This window comes from Caldalkalibacillus thermarum (genome assembly GCF_014644735.1).
Lineage (GTDB): Bacteria > Bacillota > Bacilli > Caldalkalibacillales > Caldalkalibacillaceae > Caldalkalibacillus > Caldalkalibacillus thermarum.
Map to the genome: position 1 here is coordinate 18085 of NZ_BMKZ01000022.1, position 22698 is coordinate 40782.

Consider the following 22698-nt stretch of genomic DNA (forward strand, 5'->3'; position numbering starts at 1 on the left):
TCAACTAGTGATGCTCTAAATCATGTGAGCAAGAGCTAGGATAATGATTAAAAAAAATGATGAGGGAAGGGGAAACGTGATGGAAAATAAAAACAACGGAAACACTGGCAAATGTCCTTTTTCTCATGGCAGTGTGACGAACCAGTCGTCCAAGGCAACGACAAATGAACATTGGTGGCCTAACCAGCTTAATCTGGACATCTTGCACCAGCACGACAGGAAAACCAATCCTCATGATGAAGACTTTAATTACGCTGAAGAATTTCAAAAACTGGATTATTGGGCACTGAAAGAAGATTTGAAGAAATTGATGACTGAAAGTCAGGATTGGTGGCCTGCCGACTATGGCCATTATGGTCCGTTGTTCATCCGCATGTCCTGGCATGCTGCCGGTACATACCGGATTGGTGACGGGCGTGGCGGTGCCTCAACAGGTGCACAGCGTTTTGCGCCTTTAAACAGCTGGCCGGACAATGCCAACTTGGATAAAGCGCGCCGTCTGTTGTGGCCCATCAAACAAAAATACGGCAACAAAATTTCCTGGGCGGACCTGTTGGTTCTGGCTGGAAATGTGGCCATTGAATCTATGGGTGGTAAAACGATCGGTTTCGGTGCTGGACGGGAAGATATCTGGCATCCTGAAAAAGATACCTACTGGGGTGTCGAAAAAGAATGGTTGGGGAACGAACGTTACAGCGGAGACCGCGAGCTGGAAAATCCGTTGGCCGCTGTGCAAATGGGTCTGATCTATGTCAACCCCGAAGGACCGGATGGCAAACCTGATCCGAAAGCAGCTGCCCGTGATATCCGGGAAACATTCAGACGGATGGGCATGAACGATGAAGAAACTGTGGCCTTAACGGCTGGGGGACACACATTTGGTAAAGCGCATGGTGCCGGTGACGCTGCCCATGTTGGTCCTGAACCGGAAGCAGCACCGATCGAAGCTCAAGGTCTGGGTTGGCAGAGCACCTATGGCAAAGGAAAAGGGCGTGACACGATCACCAGCGGTATAGAAGGAGCTTGGACACCAACACCGACTCAATGGGATAACACCTACTTTGAACTCCTGTTTGAATATGACTGGGAACTGACTAAAAGTCCGGCTGGTGCTTATCAGTGGAGACCGGTTAACCCGAAAGAGAAGCATCTCGCTCCTGATGCGGAAGATCCCAGTGTTAAAGTGCCAACGATGATGACCACTGCGGACATGGCTTTGCGGGAAGATCCGGAGTTTGCCAAAATTGCCCGCCGTTTCTACGAGAATCCGGATGAATTTGCTGACGCCTTTGCCCGCGCTTGGTTTAAACTGTTGCACCGTGACATGGGGCCTAAATCAAGATATTTAGGTCCCGAAGTACCGGAGGAAGACTTTATTTGGCAAGATCCGGTTCCGAGCGTGGACTATGAGTTAAGTGACACTGAGATCGAAGAGATTAAAGCAATCATCTTAAACTCTGGTTTAACGGTCAGTGAACTGGTGAAAACGGCATGGGCTTCAGCCAGCACCTTCCGCAATTCGGACAAGCGAGGTGGGGCCAACGGGGCTCGCATCCGTCTCGCTCCGCAAAAAGATTGGGAAGTGAATGAACCGGAACAGCTGGCCAAAGTGTTAGCGGTCTATGAAGACATCCAGAAACAACTGCCTAAACCTGTCAGTATCGCCGACCTTATTGTGCTTGGGGGAAGCGCTGCGGTGGAAAAAGCGGCCCGTGACGCCGGCTTTGATATCAAAGTGCCTTTTGCTCCCGGCCGAGGAGATGCAACTCAGGAACAGACTGATGTAGAAAGTTTTGAGGTACTGGAGCCGTATGCTGACGGCTTCCGCAATTATCAAAAGCAAGAATACAGCGTCGGTCCGGAAGAGTTATTGTTGGACAAAGCACAGCTGCTTGATCTGACCGCACCGCAAATGACCGTCTTGATCGGTGGTTTAAGGGTGCTTGGGGCCAACTACAAAAATCTGCCACACGGCGTGTTTACAGATCGTGTCGGTGTGTTAACCAATGATTTCTTTGTCAATCTGTTAGACATGAATTATGAGTGGGTGCCAACAGAAGGGGGCATCTATCAGCTGCGCGACCGTAAAAGTGGTGAGGTGAAGTGGACGGCAACCCGTGTCGACCTCATTTTCGGGTCCAATTCAGTGCTGCGCTCATACGCTGAATTCTATGCCCAGGATGACAATCAGGAGAAGTTTGTACGCGACTTTATTGCTGCTTGGGTAAAAGTGATGAATGCCGACCGCTTTGATCTCAATCTCAAAGCGAAAGAGCCTGTCATCGTTTAACAGCAAGCTAAATCTTGTGACAACGGGGCTTAATAACATGGAAAAATGATGTTCACTGTTATTAAGCCCTTTTTTTATATCTTGATGTATGGGAAAAATGCGACAGTGGGGGAAATATGGAAATGGTTGCGTCAGTCATGAAAGGGAGATGGCCATGACAAATCATGCTGTGACCAAAGCAGGATGGCACTTTGATAACAGTTATGCCCGTTTGCCGAAATCATTTTACAGCTTTGTCAAGCCAACACCTGTGCCTGCGCCTCGCTTGATCATCCTTAATGATCCATTAGCAGTCCAATTGGGATTAAAGCCTGATGTGTTGCGGACCTTTGATCATGTTGCCATGCTGGCTGGAAACAAAGTTCCTGAAGGCAGCCAACCGCTTGCTCAGGCTTATGCCGGCCACCAATTCGGGCATTTTACAATGTTGGGAGACGGGCGGGCAGTTTTATTAGGTGAGCAGATTACATCCCAGGGTGAACGATTTGATGTTCAACTCAAAGGTTCGGGGCGAACGCCATATTCCCGCGGTGGTGATGGCCGGGCGGCGTTAGGGCCGATGTTGCGTGAATACATCATCAGTGAAGCGATGCATGCGCTTGGAATCCCCACGACCCGCAGTTTAGCGGTGGTTACGACAGGGGAAAAGGTCATCCGTGAAACCCCGCTGGACGGTGCTGTTTTGACCCGTGTTGCTGCCAGTCATCTGCGTGTAGGGACATTCCAATATGCGGCAACCTGGGGCAGTGCAGAAGAACTGAAAAACCTGGCTGACTATGCGATTAATCGGCACTTTCCAAACATCATAACTGACGGATCCCCATATCTTTTATTGCTTAAAGAAGTGGTCAAGCGCCAGGCCAGATTGATTGCCCACTGGCAGTTGGTTGGTTTTGTTCACGGTGTGATGAACACCGACAATATGACCATTAGCGGGGAAACGATTGATTACGGTCCTTGTGCCTTTATGGATACTTATGATCCGGCCACTGTCTTTAGCTCCATCGACACCAAAGAGCGTTATGCTTACGGCAATCAACCGCACATAGGCTTATGGAATCTGATCAGGTTCGCAGAATCTTTATTACCGCTTCTTGCTGATGATCAGAATCAAGCTGTGCAGATGGCCGAAGATGTGCTCGAAGATTTTCCCAGATATTTTTATGACCAGTGGCTAAAGGGCATGAGAGCGAAATTAGGTCTCATCAATGAAGAGCCGGAAGATGAATCGTTGATCAATGATTTGCTGCAGCTAATGCGTCAACATCAGGCAGACTATACCAATACGTTTCGCGCGCTGACGACAGGACAGTTAAATGACCAACCGTTTTTTGAGACGGAGGGTTTTAAACAATGGTATGTGCGCTGGAAGCAGCGCATAGACAGCCAACAAGCGTCGCCTGAAGCGGTTCACGAGCTGATGTGCACCACCAATCCTGCCATTATCCCGCGTAATCACCGGGTTGAAGAGGCGCTGGAAGCAGCGGTCAAAGACGGAGACTACACTGTGATGGAGAAATTGCTTCAGGTTCTGTCCCAACCTTACGCTTATACTCCTGATCAAGATGAATATGCCACCTTGCCAGAGCCCTCCGACAAACCTTACCGAACATTTTGTGGCACCTGATCAAGGTTATATGGCCTACAAAAACATCTCAGTAAGTGGAACATCTCGCTTTTTATGTCAGGATATAGACCCAAGTCCATTTGAATGATCTTAGGCTACAAATCATACCCTGGTACTATTATCTGATCCCAGTTATTTGTTTCTTTTTGGCTGTGATAGCCCGTGAGAAAAAACAAAATCAATCAGACAGCCATCAATTAGAAGCAGATAGTCCCGAAGAAGATCATAAAGTTTAAGGGCAGTGACAAATGGCGTACAGAAATCGTTACCAATAAAAACAGAGGCCGCCAAAAAGCAGCCTCTGTTTTTATTTGAGGATCAATCAACAAGCCCTAATTCAACAGGCCTTTATTTTTCTGCTGTAATCGGTAAATTTTCAGCGATCCAGGCTTGATAAGCTCCGGTTAAATGAATGATTTGTTGAATACCCTTGGCTTTTAGAATACTAGCGGCTATACCCGCTCTTAAACCGCTCCGGCATAAGACCACTTAAAATTTGCTCGGCTATTTCTTTAGGAGACGCCTGAGCATATTTTTCAGCCTTTAGTCCTTCACGATTAAGTTTAGTAATGATCGATGGCGGCATGTAACCTTTTACCGTATCGAGCCCGATGGAATAAAATGCCAGTAACAGATCCTGAATGTGCTTTTGCTCGGCAATCAAATACACCTCTTGCTCATAGTTGACCAGCCAGCCGATCCAATTTGTAAACGAGCTTTCAAAAGGGATGTTCAGCGTTCCCGGAATATGGCTTTGGGCGTAACTTTGGAAAGGGCGGGTATCAATAATGACGACATGATCATCATTCAGCCACTTTTCAAAGGTTTTTTTCGTTGGCCATAAAGGAAGCACAACGTTTTGTTGTTGAAGCAAAGCGGGTCCATCCTTGTTCATTTTTTTCATCATCGCAAAATATTTTGGCGGCTCAGGCTGATTGTCCAGTAAATCTTGGACAAAGGCTTCCTCATCGGTGTATTGAAGCGCCCAGTTATGTTGTTTTTCATAACCAACAGTACTTGTAGGTATAGCACCTAATGCTTTTCCGCAGGCACTGCCTGCACCGTGAGCGGGCCAAATTTGCACGCTATCCGGCAACTCTTTAAACCTTTTTAATGAACGGAACATTTGACGGGCTCCCTTCTCAGCGGTCCCGCTCACGCCAGCAGCTTTCTCAAGCAAGTCCGGCCGTCCGACATCACCGACAAAAACGAAGTCCCCGGTAAAGAGGCCTACCGGTTGTTGGCCTTCTTTATCCGTTAACAAAAAGCAAATGTGTTCTGGTGTATGACCAGGTGTATGCATCACCTCAAAACGAAGGTTCCCGATCGTAAACGTATCACCGTCTTTTAACAGCCTATGATCAATGTGGTCAACAAATTGATATTTCCAGTCCGGCCCACCTTCATCGGATAAATAGGCGACAACCCCCGTACGTGTCACAAGTTCCAGTGTACCGGAAAGGAAATCCGCGTGAATATGCGTTTCGAGAGAGCCGACAATATTCATTCCTTCCTTAGCGGCTGTTTCGAGATAAGGATCAATATTGCGAGAAGGATCGATGACGACGGCCTCACCGGTTGCTTGACATCCTACCAGATAAGAAGCCTGCGCAAGCTTTTCATCATAAAAGTAACGCAGTAGCATTTACCATACCCCCCGCTATGTTTTCACTCATGAATTACGCTCTACCTTTTAACATGCCGTACCAATATAAGCGTGGTAAGACATGTTTCTTAACAAGAAACATACTGTAACGCTCTTTCGACTGATCAAACGGAAACGTCTCTTGCGGTTGTTTCGCATAATCAAACTCTGCCATGATGAGCTTTCCACGTCCAGTCACGATCGGGCAAGACGTATAACCGTTATACTTGGCGGTTAACTCACGCCCCTGCTTCAGAGCGAGCAGGTTATGAACGACGACGGGTACTTGTTTGCGGATCGCAGCGCCTGTTTTGGACGTCGGTAAATTGGCCGCATCACCGAGGGCAAAAATCGTCTCGTATTTTTTATGTTGAAGGGTATGCGGATCGACATCGACCCAACCCGCCTGATCAACGATAGCACTGTTCTTCAAGAATGCTACTGGTCCCATCTCAGGTTTCGCCGTGTAAAACTTGACGCTGCATTTTGAACGAATGCCCGCCCTACGAAAATGCTCTTCAGCGAGATACATAATTTTCTGCGGAGCCCCTCCACACTTAATCGGTGTATTGGGAAAGGTAAAAACAGCATTACCCCCCTTGAAATTGCGAATTATCCACAAAATCGTAAAAATAAATGGTAACGACCCCGTCTTTGCCGATCGCTTCTTTCAGACCTTTGACGCCATCCCAGTTGATACTTAGGCCGGGACAAACAATTAAATAGTCGTAACTGATTTGAGAATCTTCATTCGTCAAAACGAGTTGTCGATCAGGGTCGATTTCAGTAACCACCTCTTGAATATACTTTACACCGGATGGAATGAGGCTCAGCTGATCTTTTACACTCGCTTCTTTTGGATAGATACCGCCTCCTACGAGCGTCCATAATGGTTGGTAATAGTGCTTATGAGCAGGATCAATAATCGCTATTTTACCGTGGGGTATTTTCTTTTTCAGTCGGGCGGCGACTGAAATGCCGGCAGTTCCTCCACCGACAATGACGATTTCGTATCCTGTTTGCACAGGCATGTTGTCACCTCCTTCAAGTAGTAAACGGTTTCAAAAAAAGCTGCTGTCATCCACCTCACTCGTCTAGTGAGTTAGGACTAACACGAGTGCCCAATACCAGTATAAGCGGGGTGGCAACGAGATACTATCGGGGAAAACCCCTAAATGTACACACTAACGCTTCACGTCATACATGTGAGAATTCGTGAACTTATTTTGTCCAGAAAATGAGGATTGTGTGAAAAACTCAGCAAAAGTGATCATCATCATACACAATTGAGCTAAACTATAGCTAATAGCAAGCTGAACGTTTCACTCGTGCCCCGGGGACAGGTCTGATCTTTGTGCATGGGGCAGCAGAAGGGGTGGTTTTCTATGTCCTTGATCAAAACCTTTATTGTCCGGCGCCAGGTCATTCTGATGGGGATGCTTTCCTTGGGCTTAAGTTTAGTGATCATTGGCCAGGCGTATCTGATCGTGGGGATCATCAGCGCACTCTTCTTAGATGGTGCTCCTGTTCAAGCGCTCGGTTCGTTGTTGCTCTTGCTGTTTGTCGTGATCACCCTGCGTGCGGTGCTCGCCTATCTTAACGGCCGGGTGGGTATCCAGTTGGCGGAGGTGGCCAAAACAGGCCTGCGCCAGCATGTGCTTCGGCACCTGTTGCAAACGCCCTTTGAACTGGCCGGCCAAGGCCGGACCGGAGAAAAAGTGAGTGTGCTCTTAAGCGTCGTCGACAAAGTGGACCCTTACTACCGGGATTATTTGCCCAATCTGATTCGGGCCACTGTTGTGCCTTTGTGCCTGTTGACCGCCATCACGGTGGCTAACTGGCCCTCTGCCCTGATTATAGTCATCACCGCCCCTTTTATTCCCATTTTCATGGCCATTATCGGCCAGAGGACCAAAGAACAGTCAGAGCAACAATTGCAAGCTTTAGCTGCTTTCTCCGGCCGTTTTCTCGATTCGTTACAAGGTTTGCCCACGCTGAAGCTGTTCGGCCGGGCTAAAGAGGAAAAACAGAAAATTAAGGCCCACAGCATCCGCTTCCGCGAGGCCACTTTAGGGGTGCTTTCGGTCGCCTTTACATCTGCGTTCATGATGGAATTGATTGCCATGCTCAGCATGGGGCTCATTGCCCTGCAACTGGCCATCAGTCTGATCATGTTTGAAACCATCAGCTTTCAAAACGCGTTTTTTGTCTTATTGTTGGCCCCTGAGTTTTATCTGGCCTTAAAAGAGTTAAGCAGTGCCTTTCACACCGGGCGGGAAAGTATCACTGCGGCCAAAACCTTGGAAGAAAAACTGGGTGAAGCCAAGGAGGAGGTCCGCTGGGGGGATCAGCCACTGGATCGTTTACCTCCAGAGCTGGAATTGAAAGGGGTGAGCGTAGCCTATCAAGGACGGCCGGTTTTAAAAAACATCACCGCAACCATTGCTGCCGGCCGTATGGTAGCCATTGTTGGTCCGAGCGGAGCGGGGAAAACCACGCTCTTAAGGGTGATCGCCGGCCTCGTTCCCGTCACAGACGGTCAGATCTTGATCAATGGTCAGTCCCGGGAAAACGTCCGGGAAGAAGCGTGGTTTGATCAACTGAGCTATATTGCTCAACATCCGTACATTTTTTCCGGGTCCATCTATGACAATGTCGCCCTGGCCAACAGAAAGGGTGCCTCCAAGAGAGAGGTGCTCAAGGCCATTGAGCAGGCGGGTCTGGCTGAGCTCGTCGCTCTCTTGGAACAAGGGATCCAGACACCGATCGGTGAAGGGGGACGGGGTTTATCTGGCGGAGAAAAACAACGCCTCGCGCTGGCCCGGGCCTTTGTCAAACAACCATCCCTGGTGCTCTTTGATGAACCGACCAAAGGGCTGGATCTGAAAACAGAGCAAATCCTCTTGCAATCCATGTCCCAGTTGGCTAAAACGGCCACGGTGATCACGGTGGCCCACCGCCTTCACACCGTCAAACAAGCCGACTGGATACTCGTTTTGGATCAAGGTGAAGTGGTTGCTCAAGGAACCCATGCTGATTTAGAAGCGCATAGTCCCCATTATCGGCAGTTATTGGGTTTAGAAGAAGTTCGTGTTGAGGGGGGCAGAAAGGAATGAGAGACTTACAGCCCGTTTTGCGACACATCTGGCAAGAAAAGCGGGATGTGCTCTTGACGGTTTTGTTTGGTTGGGTCACTGGACTGGCGGCCGTCGGCTTATTTACAGCCAGCGGTTACCTGATTTCCCAAGCGGCTTTAAGCGTCCCTGTCTACGCTTTAATGGTGGTCATTGCCTCGGTGAAGTTGTTGGGTTTTATCCGGGCTATTGCCCGCTATCTGGAGCGCTACGTTTCCCACCGGGCCACGTTTACCATTTTGAGCCGCATCCGCACACACTTTTTTGCACAATTGGAACGCCTCTCTCCCGTTCGTCTGCAACGGTTGCGCTCCGGAGACTTGCTGTCCCGGGTGGTGACCGATGTGGAAGCGTTGCAACACTTTTTTTTAAGAATCTTTTACCCACCCGTTGTCTTGGTGCTCATTTTCCTGGCCACTGTGTCGTTTACCCTTTACTTTTCCTGGTGGCTGGCACTCTTGCTTTTGGTCGGACTGATCATGACAACGGTGATCTTGCCTGCTCTCTTTCATGTCTTGCGCCAAAAGAGGGAGCAAACGGCTCTAGAACAGCAGAGTCAATTGTCGGCAGAAGCGACGGAGCTGTTGTTCGGCTTTCAGGAGCTTAAGATTTATCGTCAACTGGCGGAAAAAGAGAGGCAGTTTAAGCAGGCCAATGACACGCTGATTCAAACCCAGGCCCAGATACAAAAGCACGAACTGCTTCAACAAGTGGCAGACAAGTGGGTCGGCATGGTGACGGGTTTTGCGGTCTTGGCAGTGGGGGGATGGCTCATCACCAACGGTCAGCTGGAAGGTGTCTATTTGGCCATGTTTTTGCTTTTGACGTTAACTTTGTTTGAACATACGGCACCGATGGCCGCCTTTCCCAATTACTTTCGGGAAAATAAAGAAGCAGCCAGGCGGGTATTCAGCATTGGCCAGCAAAAAGAAGAAGAGCGGAAGCAGGAAGAAGAGACCTGCAAACCGGATAACGTTGTGCAGGTATCCCAACCGGCACATGTGTCTCTTGAGGGGCCGGTCGCTATTCGTTTTGAAGCGGTTTCGTTTACTTATCCAGGGGAAGGGCGTCCCGCTTTAAACAACGTCACTTTTGAAGTACCGGCTGGTTCAAAAACAGCTATTGTAGGGGCCAGCGGATCGGGGAAATCGACCGTTTTGCACTTAATCCTGGGCTTGGAACAGGCTTCTTCCGGCCAGATCTTGTTGAACGACATACCGATTGACCAGCTCCAACCGGAGGTCATCTGGCAAAAAACGAATGCCGTTCTGCAGGAGCAGCACTTTTTTAGCGGCACAATACGGGATAATTTGCTGGCTGATGTGGAGGACGACAAATTAATCGCCGCTTTACGCCAGGCCGGGCTTGATACTTTTTCGCTCGATCAGCCTGTCTTTGATCAAGGGGCTAACTTATCCGGGGGTGAAAAACAGCGTTTGTCCATCGCCAGAGTGCTTTTGCGTCAGGGCCAGTTGTGGTTGCTGGATGAACCCTTCTCATCCTTGGATTACCCGAGGGCCCAAAAGCTGATGGCTCAGCTGCTCGATGCCGCTCGAGACCAAACCTTTATTTACGTCAGTCACCATTTAAGCAACTTGGACATGATGGATCAGATTGTGGTTATGGACGAAGGTTCCGTCCAAGAACAAGGCACCTATGCGCAATTGATGAACAAAAGAGGAATGTTTTATCGGCTGAAGCAAGTGGAACAGGATGCACTGAATGACCGTTAACCAGGATTTGTTCACAGTTTCGTTACAGTCATAGCCCGAAAGAGTCATGTTAAAGAGATTGGTCTTTGTCTATACTTTTGTTTAGGGCTAGCTCTTTTAGGTTCATCCATGTGATGTTTTGTGCTGTCGAACGTGAATGGGTGCACCAGTTTTTATTCAGACCACTTATGATTAAACAGCGTTTGAAAGGTTGTTTGTCATCATGTGCCATGACTTGCGGACTATATGTGTTGTACTCATGATCGCTGGCGCGCTGCTTACGCTCGGACGGCTCACCGTTAGCGCTGAACAACATGCGGGACTTTCAAGTATCCAAGCCCTGATTGATGCGGCTGAACCTTATGACACGGTGCGCATACCGGCCGGCTCTTACAACGAGTCGCTTGTCATTACGAAACCGCTGACGCTCAAAGGAGACGGGGAAGTGATTATTACCGCCGTGGACAAACAACCCGTCATGACAATTGAAACGGATCACGTTGAGGTGACCGGTCTTGTGCTGATTCAACCGGTTACTGCTGCTGATGCCACGGCCATTTTAGCCTACGGAAATAATCACAGGTTCCATCATTTGCGGATTGAAACGCAAGGCACAGGTATTAGGGCAGAAGGCACACAGAACTTCGTTATCGCTCATAATGAAATCGTTGGCGAAAAATCGAGTGACATGAGCCGGCGTGGACATGGCGTTGAAATTTGGTTCTCACACGGTACACACGTGCACAGCAACGTTCTTCGCTGGGTGCGTGACGGGGTGTATGTGGAACGTAGCTCAGCTGTAAAAATTAAAAACAACGATATCGAGCGGTCCCGATACGGTATCCATCTCATGTTTACTCAGGATACGGTCGTTTCTCACAACCGGGCCAACCATAACATTGTCGGCGGAATGATCATGGGAACCCAACGCTCCAAAGTCACACACAACGAGTTTCGCTGGAACTACTTTCATGTCAATGCAAAGGGGCTATTGCTCTACGACGAAACGGAAACAGAAGTGAGCCATAACTTTATCGAACACAATCTTGTCGGCCTCTTCATTGATGATTCGCAGCACAACACCATTCACAGCAACCAAATTGCCTCCAACGTCATTGGTTTACAGTTAGACGGCGCTAACGACAACAAGATCTTCAACAATACGATTATGGCTAATGTCACTGCCGCTCAAGCGCAGCAAAGTGCAAACAATGTGGTGTACGCCAATTATTGGGATGTTCAAGGCATCGATATAACCGGCGATGGGTTGAGTGAGGTGCCCTTTGAAGCTGATCCGTTTCTGCAGCAAATGGTGGATCAACACCCGGCAGCTCAAATATTGGTCGGCTCACCCGGATTGCCTTTCTTGCAGCAACTGTTCAAAACGGATACGAGCGGCTGGTTGCGTGATGAACAGCCTTTAACTCAACCGACTAATCTTGAGTTTCCTGCCCGATCGGCTGAACCATCCGTCGGCGAATGGAACCATAAGCCTTGGTTGTACAGCATCATATTTGTATTATCCGGGATGCTTATTATTTACTTAGGAGGTTGGCGGAAATGAAAAAAGCAGTCCTTGTACTTAGTTTACTAGCATTGATTCTGGTTACAGCCGCCTGTCAGGAAAAGGAATTACCACAGCCACAAGCGATCACTGAGCTGGATCAATGTGAAGTTTGCCACATGATGGTGCCTGACGATTATAACACGACACAAATCATTTTAGAAAACGGTCGCGTGCTTAAGTTTGACGACATCGGCTGTATGTTTGAATGGGAAAAAACACATGGTGATGATGATATCGCCGTACGCTATGTGCGTGATTATTTGACCGAGGAATGGATCGTGCTGGAAGAAGCCGTTTTTGCCTATGATTCATCCTTTGTAACTGCAATGGCCTACAACGTTTTATCGTTTAAACATCAAGATGAAGCGGAGCAATTTATAGAGGAACAAGGCACTGGCGTCCTGTTGACTGTTGACGATCTGTATAACCATCATTGGGAACGCAACATGGAGATGATGAAACAGTTAAAACAGGAACATGGTCATACAGACCACAAGCACGGTGAACACGGGGAAATGATGGAGAAAAAGCATCAAGACGAACATCACGATCACAGCCACAGCCACGACCATGACGAGCCTAACGAACATGATGCACATGACCATGATGATGATCATGAGGATCAAAACTAAACGTGGGTAAGGATGGCAAGCGTTGGTTTTAAAAACGTTTATTCTCTATGAATTAAAAATTGCTTTGCGCCAGATGTGGGGATATATGTTTGTAGCCATCATGCTTGTCTTTGCGCTGGCGATCTGGCTGATTCAACTTGGGATAGGAGACGCAGCGATTGCCTCCTATACGCAGGCAGCAGGGGCGATGATCAATTTACTCCTGTACATTGTCCCCCTGTTTGCCTTATTAACCGGTTCGTTTTCTGTGGCCGGTGAATGGGAAGACGGGAGATGGTCTTTATTAGCCTCCTATCCGATTTCCTCGTTCTCCTTTTTACTGGGCAAGTTTATCGCCTTAAGCCTGTTGCTGTCAGCCTACAGCATGCTCGTTCTCGGTTTGTTTAGCTTGCTCGGCGTCATCTTCGACCGGCCTGTCGCCTCAACATTATTTATGGCGGCCATTATTTTTGCCATTTTGCTATCGGTTTTGTTTTTAGCGCTGGCGATCATGGTCGGTGCCGTGTCCAAAAACCGCTGGCAAGCCTTCAGTATGAGCGTTGGATTATGGTTTGTGTTGATCATTGCCTGGCCTGTTGTAGTGCTAGCCATGGTCAATCAGTTGCCGTATTTGTGGACACAACCGGCTCTCGAAATCTTGACAATGTTAAACCCGGCTGAACTAGTGCGTCTGTACACCACTGTTCACCATGGTGGCGGATATATGTTCGGTCCACACTATTATGACTGGATGTCATGGATACACTCACCATTCGGTACGTTGCAGTTTGCCGGTATTGCTCTATTATGGTGTGGCATCCATTTAGGCGTTGGGATATATTTTTGGGAGAAAAAGCGAAACGCGAAGTAGGACTTGGCTATAGGCCGTCCGGCCATAGCAGAGATTTCATGAATAGGTGATCATGATGCCATCTTTTGTCTCCATCAACCATTTACAAAAAGTATACGGGGGACAAACGGTGCTCAACATTCCGCACTTGGAGCTTGACCGTGGGGAAATTGTAGCGGTGTGCGGAGGCAACGGCGCCGGAAAAAGCACCTTGCTCAAAATGATAGCTGGCATACTTCAGCCGACACAGGGCGATGTCATCGTCAATGGACTGAGCCGTTCCCAAGTCGGCCAACCGGACCGTAAAAAGCAATACTTGAAACAGATTGGCTACATGCCCGATGATTTCCAGGCCAACATTCCCCTAACAGTGAGCGAACTGTTGCACTTCTACGCCCGCTTGCTCGGAGAACCGGAGCATAAAGCGGACGGCTTGCTTGACCTTGTGGAATTGTCGGAACATAAACAGAAAAAATTTACTCAGCTTTCAAAAGGAATGCGCCAGCGGTTCTTGTTGGCTCAGTCATTGCTCGCTTCACCGCCGCTCCTCCTCTTTGATGAGCCGACGAACGGACTTGATCCGCTGTGGACCCGTTTTTTTGCTGAATGTTGTCTCCACCTGCAAGAAGACGGTCATACGGTTATTTTCTCCACCCATGATTTGCACATCGCTAAAGAGATCGCTGACCGGATCGTGTTTATACACAAAGGAAATATTATTGACGACGGAACGGTGAAGTATTTTACTGAGCAGTATGGAACTGAAGACTTGTATGAGATTTTCCAGACGATGGTACTTGATCTGGAACAGCAAAAATAAACCGGTGCAGAAAGTGGGAAAATGATGAATCATGAGCTCAAATCCTATCAACGCATTAAATGGTTGATCCTGCTCATCCCGACCATCACGGTAGGTATTTGGGAACTGGTGCGACACACGCCGTACATGTTGGAACGGTTGTCGATGGAAGCAGGAAACTGGCTGACTCCCGTCATTGTCTTCGCCGTGACGATGATCTTTGTGCGCCGGCTGTTTCAGGCCCTGGAAACGTTACAACACAAATTGGAAGAAGAAAAAACGAAAAAAGCGATGTTGGAGGAAAGGGAGAAGCTGGCCAGACAACTGCATGACGGCGTCGCCCAATCGCTGTTTCTGCTTGGTGTCAAATGCGAACAGTGGCAAGCGCGTGTGCCGGAGCTCTCTGGTGATCAAACCTACTGTCACATCCGCCAGCTCATCCGGCACATCCATGATGATGTGCGTCAAGCCATCGTCAGTCTGCGGCAAGGCATATCTGTCGAAGAATGGCCATGGACCCAGTCAGTACATGAATTAATTGAACGGTTTGAGCGGGAATCCGGCCTGACCGTGCAGCTCGATTGGCGCTTGGCAGAGGAGCATCTCAGTGCCAAGGAGAAAGTTGAACTGTATGCCTGTCTGCAGGAGGCACTGGTCAATATTCACAAGCATGCTCAGGCCTCAATGGTCAATATCGAGGCTTATGAGGAGGATGGCAACTGGCTGTGTCGTGTGACCGATGACGGGCGCGGGCTGTCCGTTAATCCGCCGTTTGAATCGGAACGGGGGTTTGGAACGAAAATTATGCGTGACCGGGCCGCTGAAATGGGCTGGACGATCACCTGGCATTCCCGTGAGACCGGTACTGAAGTGATCATCAGAAAAGAGGGTCAAGGAGGAAAAGGCGATGCGTCCAAACAGAGACAGTCCGTTAAACATCCTGATCGTGGATGATGCGAAACATGCCAGGGAAGCGATGCGCAACATCATCGACATGCATGACGATATGGTCGTGATCGGGGAAGCCAAAAGCGGGGAAGAAGCCATCACCTTGGCTGAACAGCTGATGCCCGATTTGATTCTCATGGATATTCATCTGCCTGATATCGATGGGTTGCACGCCACGCGTATCATAAAAGGACATTTTCCAGCAATCAAGGTGGTGATCGTCACCGTCTCCGATGATGCCGCCAATTTGCTGGAGGCCCTCAAATGCGGTGCTCAAGGCTATCTCCTCAAACACCTGACGTCATCGACCTGGTATGAATGTTTACAAGCGTTTATCCGTGACGAAGTCCCTCTGTCCCGGACGTTGGCCAGCCAAATTCTGAATGAATTTAACCGAAAAAAAGAAGGGACGAGTGAGGAGCGACAGCCCTTAACCCACCGGGAGCGGGAAGTGCTGCATCTGGTAGCATTAGGTTTGACAAACAAAGAGATCGCCGGGAAGCTTCACCTTTCTGAATATACGGTGAAAAATCATCTGAAGAACATCATGCAAAAACTGCATCTCAATAATCGCGTACAATTAACGCGCTATGCGTATGAACAAGGACTCTATCCGCCTAAAAATTAAAAATTCAGAACCGAATCGTCCGTGAGCATTTTATCGGTGCTCAACCCGTGGAGGAAGCGCAAATTTACCGTTATGATAGCGTTAAATTTGTGCCCACTAAAGATGAGGACATTTAAACGACATCTCCTTATTCAAGCAGACATAAAAAAAGCAGACATAGAACAGGACCTGTCTCATATGCGGGACAGGTCCTCACTGTTTGGCGTCAATGCCACCCAATACATTTTGCAGAGAGAACCGTGTGCTTGTATGCTTCCTTGCCAGCCTTAATCTTCAGGTGATTGTTTTAAAGCCGCATAAAAGGCGAAAACGATGCTCAAGCCCAAGACGATAAACGGTGCATAATAAATGAGAACATCATTCATCTGCATCCCCCCGCATTATTTTTTTCCCGCCACATACTGGTCATCCAAGACGAAGAAGCGTAACAACAGGTACAAGGAGGGAACCAACAGGCACAGCCCAGCCACAAAGGCCACAATCAAGGCGATGGCCATCGCTTCATTGGTGGCGCCGTCATAGACGGTTAAATAGGGATACAACAAGTACGGGTATTTGGATATGCCGTACGCATAAAAAGCAAAGGCGAACTGGCCGACCAGCAACAAAAAGGCAGTGCCGTAGTATTTTTTTTGCCAAATCAGCCAGACGCTGGCCACAAAGAACAGCAGACTGATGGCAAACATCCACCATAAGTTTAACAGTGATGCAAAGTGATCCGGGTTATGGTTTCTCAGCTCGTATACGATGCCCATCGCCGTCACAATGGTTGGCAAAGCCCAAATGAGGGCATAGCGGCGAAACAGGGCAGTCGCTTGGCTGTGACCCCCGCGGTCCGCGTACCAGGTCAGAAAAACGGCGGAAATGTACAGCACGGCGGCAACAGCAAGCACCACGATGCTCCATGATAAGGGGCTGGTGAACAAAGTCCAGTAATCAAGGACCGGTCCCCGTTCGGTCAGCTGGATAAACCCGCCTTCAGAAATGGTGAACACCACGGACAACGAGGCGGGCAAAACCAGGCCTGTGGCCCCGTACAAGAAAGCGTAACCCCGGTGTCCTTTGCTGCCGTACGTTTCAAACGCATAGTACGACCCACGAATGGCCAGCAAGATAATGGAAATGCTCAGCGGAATGAGCAGCGCGCTGCCGTAATAGTAAGCCGTGGAAGGAAAGAAACCGATCATGCCGACAAAGAAAAAGATGAGAAAAACATTGGTCACTTCCCATACGGGCGACAGATAGCGCTGAATCACATTGGAGAGCACCTGATGCTGTCCGGTCCATAAACTGTAGGCGTTAAAGAAACCAGCGCCAAAATCGATAGAAGCGACGATCACATAGCCGAACAAAAAGGTCCACAATACGGTCATGCCGATCACTTCGTAATCCATGGACGCTCACCCCCTTCATGAGCCAGATCTTGCTCCAGCGGAAAACGCTGATTAATGTTACGCAACACCACAACAACCCCGATGACTAAGATCAGGTACAGGGCCAGAAAAAAGAAGAACAAGTGACCGACATAGGGACTTTGGGTGGCTGCTTCTTCAACGGTCATCACGCCTCGTAAAATCCACGGTTGGCGACCGAACTCGGTCATCCACCAGCCCGCTTGAATAGCCAGCATGGCCAAGGGTCCACTGGCCACGATCAAGCGGCGGAACCAGCGGCTGGTGACGATCGTCCACTTTCGCCGCATACCCCACCAGTAGACAAAGGAGAAGAGCACTAGCCACACACCGATGATGACCATCAGATTAAAGAGATAGTGAATGAATAAAGGCGGATGCCATTCCTGAGGAAATTCGTTTAATCCAATCACTTCAGCCTGGGGATGGTTATGGGCCAAAATACTTAGGGCATAAGGAATCTCCAGGCCAAAGCGCACGTTCTGTTCGTCATCTAAAATGCCAAACAAAACGAGCGGGGCGCCTTCCATCGTTTCAAAATGCCATTCGGCAGCAGCCAGTTTTTCCGGCTGATGCTTGGCCAAATATTTGCCGGCAAAATCACCAATTACAGCGGTGGCGATGGCGAAAATCAAGCCGACGACCATCATGAGATGGAGCGCCTTTTTATAGTAAACATGTTGAGCGCCCTTCAAAAGCCGGTAAGCGGCAAGAGCGGCCAAAACAAAGGCAGAGGTCATAAACGCCGTGCTGATCACATGAGCCGCTTTCGTCGGTGTGGCCGGATTAAACATGGCTTCGATGGGGCTCACTCCCGTCATTTGGCCATCGATGATTTGAAAGCCGGTCGGGGCGTTCATAAAGCCATTAACTGTGGTGATAAAAAAGGCACTCATCGTGGCCCCTATGGCGACGGGAATAAGGAGTAACAGATGCTTGCGCTGATCATCAAACCGGTTCCACGTGTACAGATAAATGCCCAAGAAAATCGCTTCAAAGAAAAAGGCGAACACTTCCATAAACAGGGGCAGCGCAATGACATGACCAGCCATTTCCATAAAGTTGGGCCACAACAAGGCCAGCTGCAAGGCAATGGCTGTGCCGGTCACCACCCCAACCGCCACTAAAACGACGAACCCCCGGGCCCAGCGCCGAGCCATCAACAGATAATGTTCATCATTCTTTTTAATGCCCAGCCAGTGGGCAATGATGATCATCAAGGGCAAGCCGACGCCCAGGGTGGCAAAAATGGCGTGAATGGAAAGCGTTAATAAGGAGAGCATCCTGCTGGCAAATACGGGATCCTCAAAGAGCAACATGGTTTTTCCCTCCTATGCAGTTCAATTTCAAGCAGGTAAACACGATTTAAGCTTTATACAGAAAATCATATCTATCTGTGATTATCTTAACACCGTCAAATGTTTTTAGAGTATGCTCGCTTTGAACAATGTGTGGAAATCTTTTGACGAAAAACCGACAATCGTGATTAAGCACTATTTTTGAGGGAAATGCCTGATTTACTGGCATTTACATGTGATGTAGACTACTATAATAGCTATCTAGGTGTAACAAGGAGAGGCTAGAGGAAATGACGTTTCATCATATCGATTTTTATCGACATCTTCTCAATAAGTTAAAAGTTGGTATTGTCATCATGGACGAAGACAGGCGTATTCATTACGTAAATGAAAAAGGGCAAAGAATGACCGGCTGGGAGGTTGGGGAAAAGGTCCCTTACTGCACATATTGTCAATCGCGTACTGTTTTGGATGGCCAAGAACGTTGTTTATTAGCGACTGAAGAGTCAATGGATTACTTTCAAGCAGAAATGCCCGTATATCAAGGGAAGTACATGCCTTTTGAAATGCGTTTATCATCGATGCATCTTCAAGATGGAAAAAAAAATGATGGTGTTAATGATTAAGGACCCGTCTGAAAAAGAGACACGGCAAGTTAGAAAATTGTTAATTCAAGAAACACTATTGGCTCAAGAAGCTGAAAGAAAACGTATTTCGCAGGAATTACACGATGTCATCGGGCAAAATGTGTTCAGCATTTATTTAGGATTACAAAGTTTAAGACCAGTTATTAATCAAACGCAATATTGCAGTCTTTACGAGAAAATGGAAGAGCTGCTGCTACGGACGATTACGGATTTGAAGCAGATGAGCAAAAAACTTCGCCCAAAGAATATGGAACAGTGCATGTTGCAGCAGATGGAAAAGGGCGAAAGCGCAGACAAGATAATTCAAGAAGCGATTCAACTGCTGGTGAAGAGCCGTTAAGAACTGGGGCAATTTGAGATACAGAAGGTGAGATTTTGATAATGAATGAGAGTGTGATTATCGGTCCGCTGGTAATACCCGTCAACTTTGTGAGTTATGGTTTAGCTATTTTTGCTGTCCTGCTCTATTATCTCAAATGGCACACAGCGGTTGCAGACAGGGAGAAGAGGTTGAGTACTGATATCTTGCTCAGTGCGTTTTTCTATGCTTTACTGGCCTGGAAGCTAAGTCCGCTTTTGTTCAGACCTCTGTTTTTTCTGCAAGATCCAGTACTCCTGCTATTTTACCGGGGTGGGTACAAAGAGCTGTGGGTGGCTGTTCTGGTTTTCAGTGTTTACTTGCTCTTTAAAACGAAAAAACAAAGTCTCCCTCTTGTCAATCAGCTTAATCTGTTGATCCTGATCACAATTGTGGCGGGTTTCATCCAATCAGTGTTGACCCGCCAGAGAGGAAACCAGATAGAATGGACCTGGTTAGCAGACCTGTTGTCCTTAGAAGCACATCCTGTGCATCTTTATCAAATGTTTTGGCATGTCTTATTGCTGATGTGGATTGTCTGGCAAGGCTTTCATCCCCAATCCGTCCGTTGGTTGGGCCAAGCCTTGACCGGATTCAGCAGCGGCCAACTGTTGATCAGCACTGCCGCGCGTGAACAGATGCCACTTTTGGGACTGATAGAGCCCCGGCAATTTTACTTCTTCTTGCTTGTCATTGGGTTTATCATGCTTATCAAAGCCCGCCGTGAGAAAACCATTGACTGCCTTGAAATCAGGAGCGCTGATGAAAAGAGGAACTGAGAAGAGAAGAGACGATCTGTGTAACGACAACGAGCTTATGTTTAACATGGGGGAGATGGGAGCTTATCACGACAGAGGCATGGCAGTTCATTTTAATAGTTTATGGTGTTAGTATAGTTTCATGGACACATTTTAGTTAAGTCCCTTACAATAAAAATTGGGAGAGGATGTGTCCAATATGAACCGAAAGAAATTCAATGACGACTTTAAAAAAATGATTGTGGATCTCTACCATTCAGGAACTTCTGTTAAAGATCTGTCCGGCGAATATGGCGTATCTGAAGTGACGGTTTACAGATGGATTAAGCAGTTTACTCCAGTGGGTTCTGGAGATGAGTCTATTCCAGTTCATACCCTGTGTAAAGTGCTGGGGATTCCCCGAAGCACGTACTATCAAAGACTGAATCATAAAGAGTCAAACCGCGAACGTGAAAACCGGGAGATCACCCAAAGAATTATCAGCATTCATCAAAAGAGCAAACAGCGCTGTGGCGCTCCCAAAATCCATCATCTGTTGAAGCAGGAAGGATTTCAAGTCAGCCTCAAGAGAGTACAGCGTTTAATGAAGAAGTCAGGTATTCGTTCCATTGTGAAAAAGAAATACAAACCCTATCCAAGCAAGGAAAAGGTGATCCAACGGGACAATCTGCTCAAACAGGATTTCACCACCAACACCATCAATGAGAAGTGGGTCGCCGATATCACCTACATTCATATCCTTAAAGATAGATGGTGTTATTTAGCTTCTGAGATGGATTTACATACCCAAAAAATCGTTGGCTATTCCTTTGCCAAATCGCTGACGAACTTAACTTTTTTGTGTCCAGGATATTGACTCAAATCCAAGAATTTTGTGTAATGTAAGATAAATGGGGTATCTCTGAAATGGATTTAGAATAGAGGAGGGATATTTCCTCCACACAAGAGACTGAATATTCAGTCTCTTGTGTGGAAAGGGAGAATCCCCCTATTTTGTTTATTTACAGTATTTGGTTGATGATAACGTTCTTCAAACATTCGCTCGAGGGCTTCATGCGCTTCGGCAAATCCTCTTAACTTTCGCCCTGCCCATTTCTCATTAAAATCTTGAATGGTTAAATACACGACTTTTTCCGCAGCTTCTAAACTGCTCAAACTGTTCATCGGCTTTAGACGTTTCCGAATCTCCTTGATCGTGCGTTCAATGGCATTCGTCGTGTAAATCACACTTCGAATACTGCTTGGATAATCCATAAATGTAAGGAGGACATCCAACTCATTGGCCCAAGATTGAACTTCTCTCGGATACTTGCTTGACCATTTCGACTCAAACTGTTGAAACATCTGTAATGCCATCTCCTTATTCGGCGCGCGATAAATCAGCTTGAGGTCCTCTGCCACTTCGAATTGATCTTTTTTCCGAACACGATTTAAGGTATTACGGACTTTGTGAACGACACAACGCTGCACATCGGCTTGCGGATACACCGCCTTAAAGGCTTCCTCCAACCCCGGTAGTCCATCGAATACGCCCATAAGCACTTCCTTGACGCCTCTTTTGTAGAGCTGTTGGAGAATCTCCCGCTATCCATTGAACAAACAGGCAAAGGATTAACCTATAACGCCTGTGCCAACCAGTTAACCCAATTAAAAAAGGAATTGGAATGGTTAAAAGAAGCAAATTCTACAATATTGCAAAATGTATTGAAACATTTAGATGACGCATTTAAACGATTTTTTCAAAAGAAGAATAACCGTCCACGCTTCAAAAGCAAGAAAAATCCTGTCCAATCTTACACTAGCCAATGCAATTATCCAAAAAAAGGAAGACCAATGATCGAAGTAGTTGGATATCAAATTAAACTACCCAAGTTAGGATAGGTAACATTTGCAAAATCAAGAGAAGTCAAAGGAAAAATCATTTCTGCTACGATCCGCCGCAATCCATCAGGCAAATATTTTGTAGCTATTTCTTGTGAAACGGAGATTAAATCGTTACCAACTTCCGAAAAGGCAGTGGGTGTTGACCCAGGATTAAAAGATTTTGTAATCCTCTCTACTGGCAAAAAAATCAATGCTCCGAAATACTTTAGAAAGTATGAAAAGAAGCTAGCTAGGTGGCAATGAATCCTATCTCGCCGCCAAAAAGGCGGATCTAACTGGAACAAAGCAATTTCCATCTTCACAACTTTGCTCTGAATGTGGCTATCAAAACAAAGAAGTCAAAAACCTAAGAATCCCCTGCCTTTAGGCATGGGGAGTGGTCAAGCACTCCTGCTATCACATGAATTAGGGATTGATGTGGAAAAATATACATTCGTTATGCATTTTGCAACGCGTTCAGACAATAAAGGTATACAATAATAGATCATGAGTTAAACCATTCAAAAAATAAGAAGAAAGCCTTGGATTAA

The 22698-nt window shown here is 47.4% G+C and carries 16 protein-coding genes and 5 pseudogenes; 15 read left to right on the forward strand and 6 right to left on the reverse strand.

The features are described 5' to 3' along the window. The first annotated feature begins 79 nt into the window (after window positions 1-79). On the forward strand, window positions 80-2290 hold the full coding sequence (gene katG, locus IEW48_RS09955; protein WP_188623646.1) for a catalase/peroxidase HPI: 2211 nt from the start codon (window positions 80-82) through the stop codon (window positions 2288-2290). 154 nt (window positions 2291-2444) lie between these two features. Then, entirely contained in the window at window positions 2445-3917 is a 1473-nt protein-coding gene (locus IEW48_RS09960; RefSeq protein ID WP_188623624.1) for a protein adenylyltransferase SelO, read from the forward strand. Window positions 3918-4265: 348 nt separating this feature from the next. Here the strand turns inward: IEW48_RS09960 and IEW48_RS09965 are convergent. Together IEW48_RS09965 and IEW48_RS09970 are read right to left on the reverse strand one after the other, a co-directional pair. Then, a pseudogene (locus tag IEW48_RS09965) lies at window positions 4266-5562 on the reverse strand (MBL fold metallo-hydrolase). Between the two features lie 34 nt (window positions 5563-5596). Next, a pseudogene (locus IEW48_RS09970) lies at window positions 5597-6593 on the reverse strand (NAD(P)/FAD-dependent oxidoreductase). 354 nt (window positions 6594-6947) lie between these two features. Here IEW48_RS09970 and cydD point away from each other — a divergent pair. From cydD to IEW48_RS10010, 8 genes are all read left to right on the forward strand, one after another. After that, window positions 6948-8678 (forward strand): thiol reductant ABC exporter subunit CydD, encoded by a 1731-nt coding sequence (gene cydD, locus IEW48_RS09975; RefSeq protein WP_188623625.1) that lies wholly within the window; start codon window positions 6948-6950, stop codon window positions 8676-8678. Next, complete coding sequence (cydC, locus tag IEW48_RS09980; RefSeq protein WP_188623626.1) at window positions 8675-10429, forward strand: thiol reductant ABC exporter subunit CydC; 1755 nt, start codon at window positions 8675-8677, stop codon at window positions 10427-10429. The genes cydD and cydC overlap by 4 nt, the downstream gene beginning before the upstream one ends. A gap of 238 nt (window positions 10430-10667) precedes the next feature. Continuing rightward, the gene (locus IEW48_RS09985; protein WP_188623627.1) at window positions 10668-11972 is read left to right on the forward strand and encodes a right-handed parallel beta-helix repeat-containing protein; all 1305 of its coding nucleotides are present in this window, start codon (window positions 10668-10670) and stop codon (window positions 11970-11972) included. After that, a complete protein-coding gene (locus IEW48_RS09990; protein ID WP_188623628.1) occupies window positions 11969-12607 on the forward strand; it encodes a nitrous oxide reductase accessory protein NosL in 639 nt (212 codons plus the stop codon). The genes IEW48_RS09985 and IEW48_RS09990 overlap by 4 nt, the downstream gene beginning before the upstream one ends. 22 nt (window positions 12608-12629) lie before the next feature. After that, window positions 12630-13457 (forward strand): ABC transporter permease, encoded by an 828-nt coding sequence (locus tag IEW48_RS09995; RefSeq protein WP_188623629.1) that lies wholly within the window; start codon window positions 12630-12632, stop codon window positions 13455-13457. A 55-nt stretch (window positions 13458-13512) separates the two neighbouring features. Further along, window positions 13513-14256 (forward strand): ABC transporter ATP-binding protein, encoded by a 744-nt coding sequence (locus tag IEW48_RS10000; protein ID WP_188623630.1) that lies wholly within the window; start codon window positions 13513-13515, stop codon window positions 14254-14256. A gap of 24 nt (window positions 14257-14280) precedes the next feature. Continuing rightward, entirely contained in the window at window positions 14281-15189 is a 909-nt protein-coding gene (locus IEW48_RS10005) for a sensor histidine kinase (RefSeq protein WP_188623631.1), read from the forward strand. Continuing rightward, the gene (locus tag IEW48_RS10010) at window positions 15143-15811 is read left to right on the forward strand and encodes a response regulator (RefSeq protein WP_188623632.1); all 669 of its coding nucleotides are present in this window, start codon (window positions 15143-15145) and stop codon (window positions 15809-15811) included. The genes IEW48_RS10005 and IEW48_RS10010 overlap by 47 nt, the downstream gene beginning before the upstream one ends. A 266-nt stretch (window positions 15812-16077) precedes the next feature. On the opposite strand, the gene cydS is transcribed toward IEW48_RS10010, so the two are convergent. From cydS to IEW48_RS10020, 3 genes are read right to left on the reverse strand one after another with little or no spacing between them, the layout of a single operon-like run. After that, window positions 16078-16176 (reverse strand): cytochrome bd oxidase small subunit CydS family protein, encoded by a 99-nt coding sequence (gene cydS / locus IEW48_RS17645; RefSeq protein WP_007505425.1) that lies wholly within the window; start codon window positions 16174-16176, stop codon window positions 16078-16080. A gap of 15 nt (window positions 16177-16191) precedes the next feature. Continuing rightward, entirely contained in the window at window positions 16192-17205 is a 1014-nt protein-coding gene (locus IEW48_RS10015) for a cytochrome d ubiquinol oxidase subunit II (protein ID WP_007505427.1), read from the reverse strand. Continuing rightward, window positions 17190-18542 (reverse strand): cytochrome ubiquinol oxidase subunit I, encoded by a 1353-nt coding sequence (locus tag IEW48_RS10020; RefSeq protein ID WP_188623633.1) that lies wholly within the window; start codon window positions 18540-18542, stop codon window positions 17190-17192. Before IEW48_RS10020 ends, IEW48_RS10015 begins: the two co-directional genes overlap by 16 nt. Before the next feature lie 269 nt (window positions 18543-18811). Between IEW48_RS10020 and IEW48_RS10025 the strand changes: the two genes are divergently transcribed. From IEW48_RS10025 to IEW48_RS10040, 4 genes and pseudogenes are all read left to right on the forward strand, one after another. Further along, window positions 18812-19147 (forward strand): PAS domain-containing protein, encoded by a 336-nt coding sequence (locus tag IEW48_RS10025; protein WP_188623634.1) that lies wholly within the window; start codon window positions 18812-18814, stop codon window positions 19145-19147. Beyond that, entirely contained in the window at window positions 19128-19508 is a 381-nt protein-coding gene (locus IEW48_RS10030) for a histidine kinase (RefSeq protein ID WP_188623635.1), read from the forward strand. Before IEW48_RS10025 ends, IEW48_RS10030 begins: the two co-directional genes overlap by 20 nt. 41 nt (window positions 19509-19549) lie before the next feature. Beyond that, window positions 19550-20305 carry a hypothetical protein gene (locus IEW48_RS10035; RefSeq protein ID WP_188623636.1) on the forward strand — a complete coding sequence of 252 codons (756 nt, stop codon included), beginning with the start codon at window positions 19550-19552 and terminating at the stop codon, window positions 20303-20305. 178 nt (window positions 20306-20483) lie between these two features. Further along, window positions 20484-21110 (forward strand): annotated as a pseudogene (locus tag IEW48_RS10040) (IS3 family transposase); the annotation flags it as partial. A gap of 131 nt (window positions 21111-21241) precedes the next feature. Here IEW48_RS10040 and IEW48_RS10045 read toward each other — a convergent pair. Further along, window positions 21242-21868, reverse strand: a pseudogene (locus IEW48_RS10045) (IS256 family transposase); the annotation flags it as partial. On the opposite strand from IEW48_RS10045, the pseudogene IEW48_RS17070 reads away from it, so the two are divergent. Then, window positions 21806-22408: pseudogene (locus IEW48_RS17070) on the forward strand (RNA-guided endonuclease TnpB family protein); the annotation flags it as partial. The pseudogenes IEW48_RS10045 and IEW48_RS17070 sit on opposite strands and share 63 nt — an antisense overlap. Between the last annotated feature and the right edge of the window lie 290 nt (window positions 22409-22698).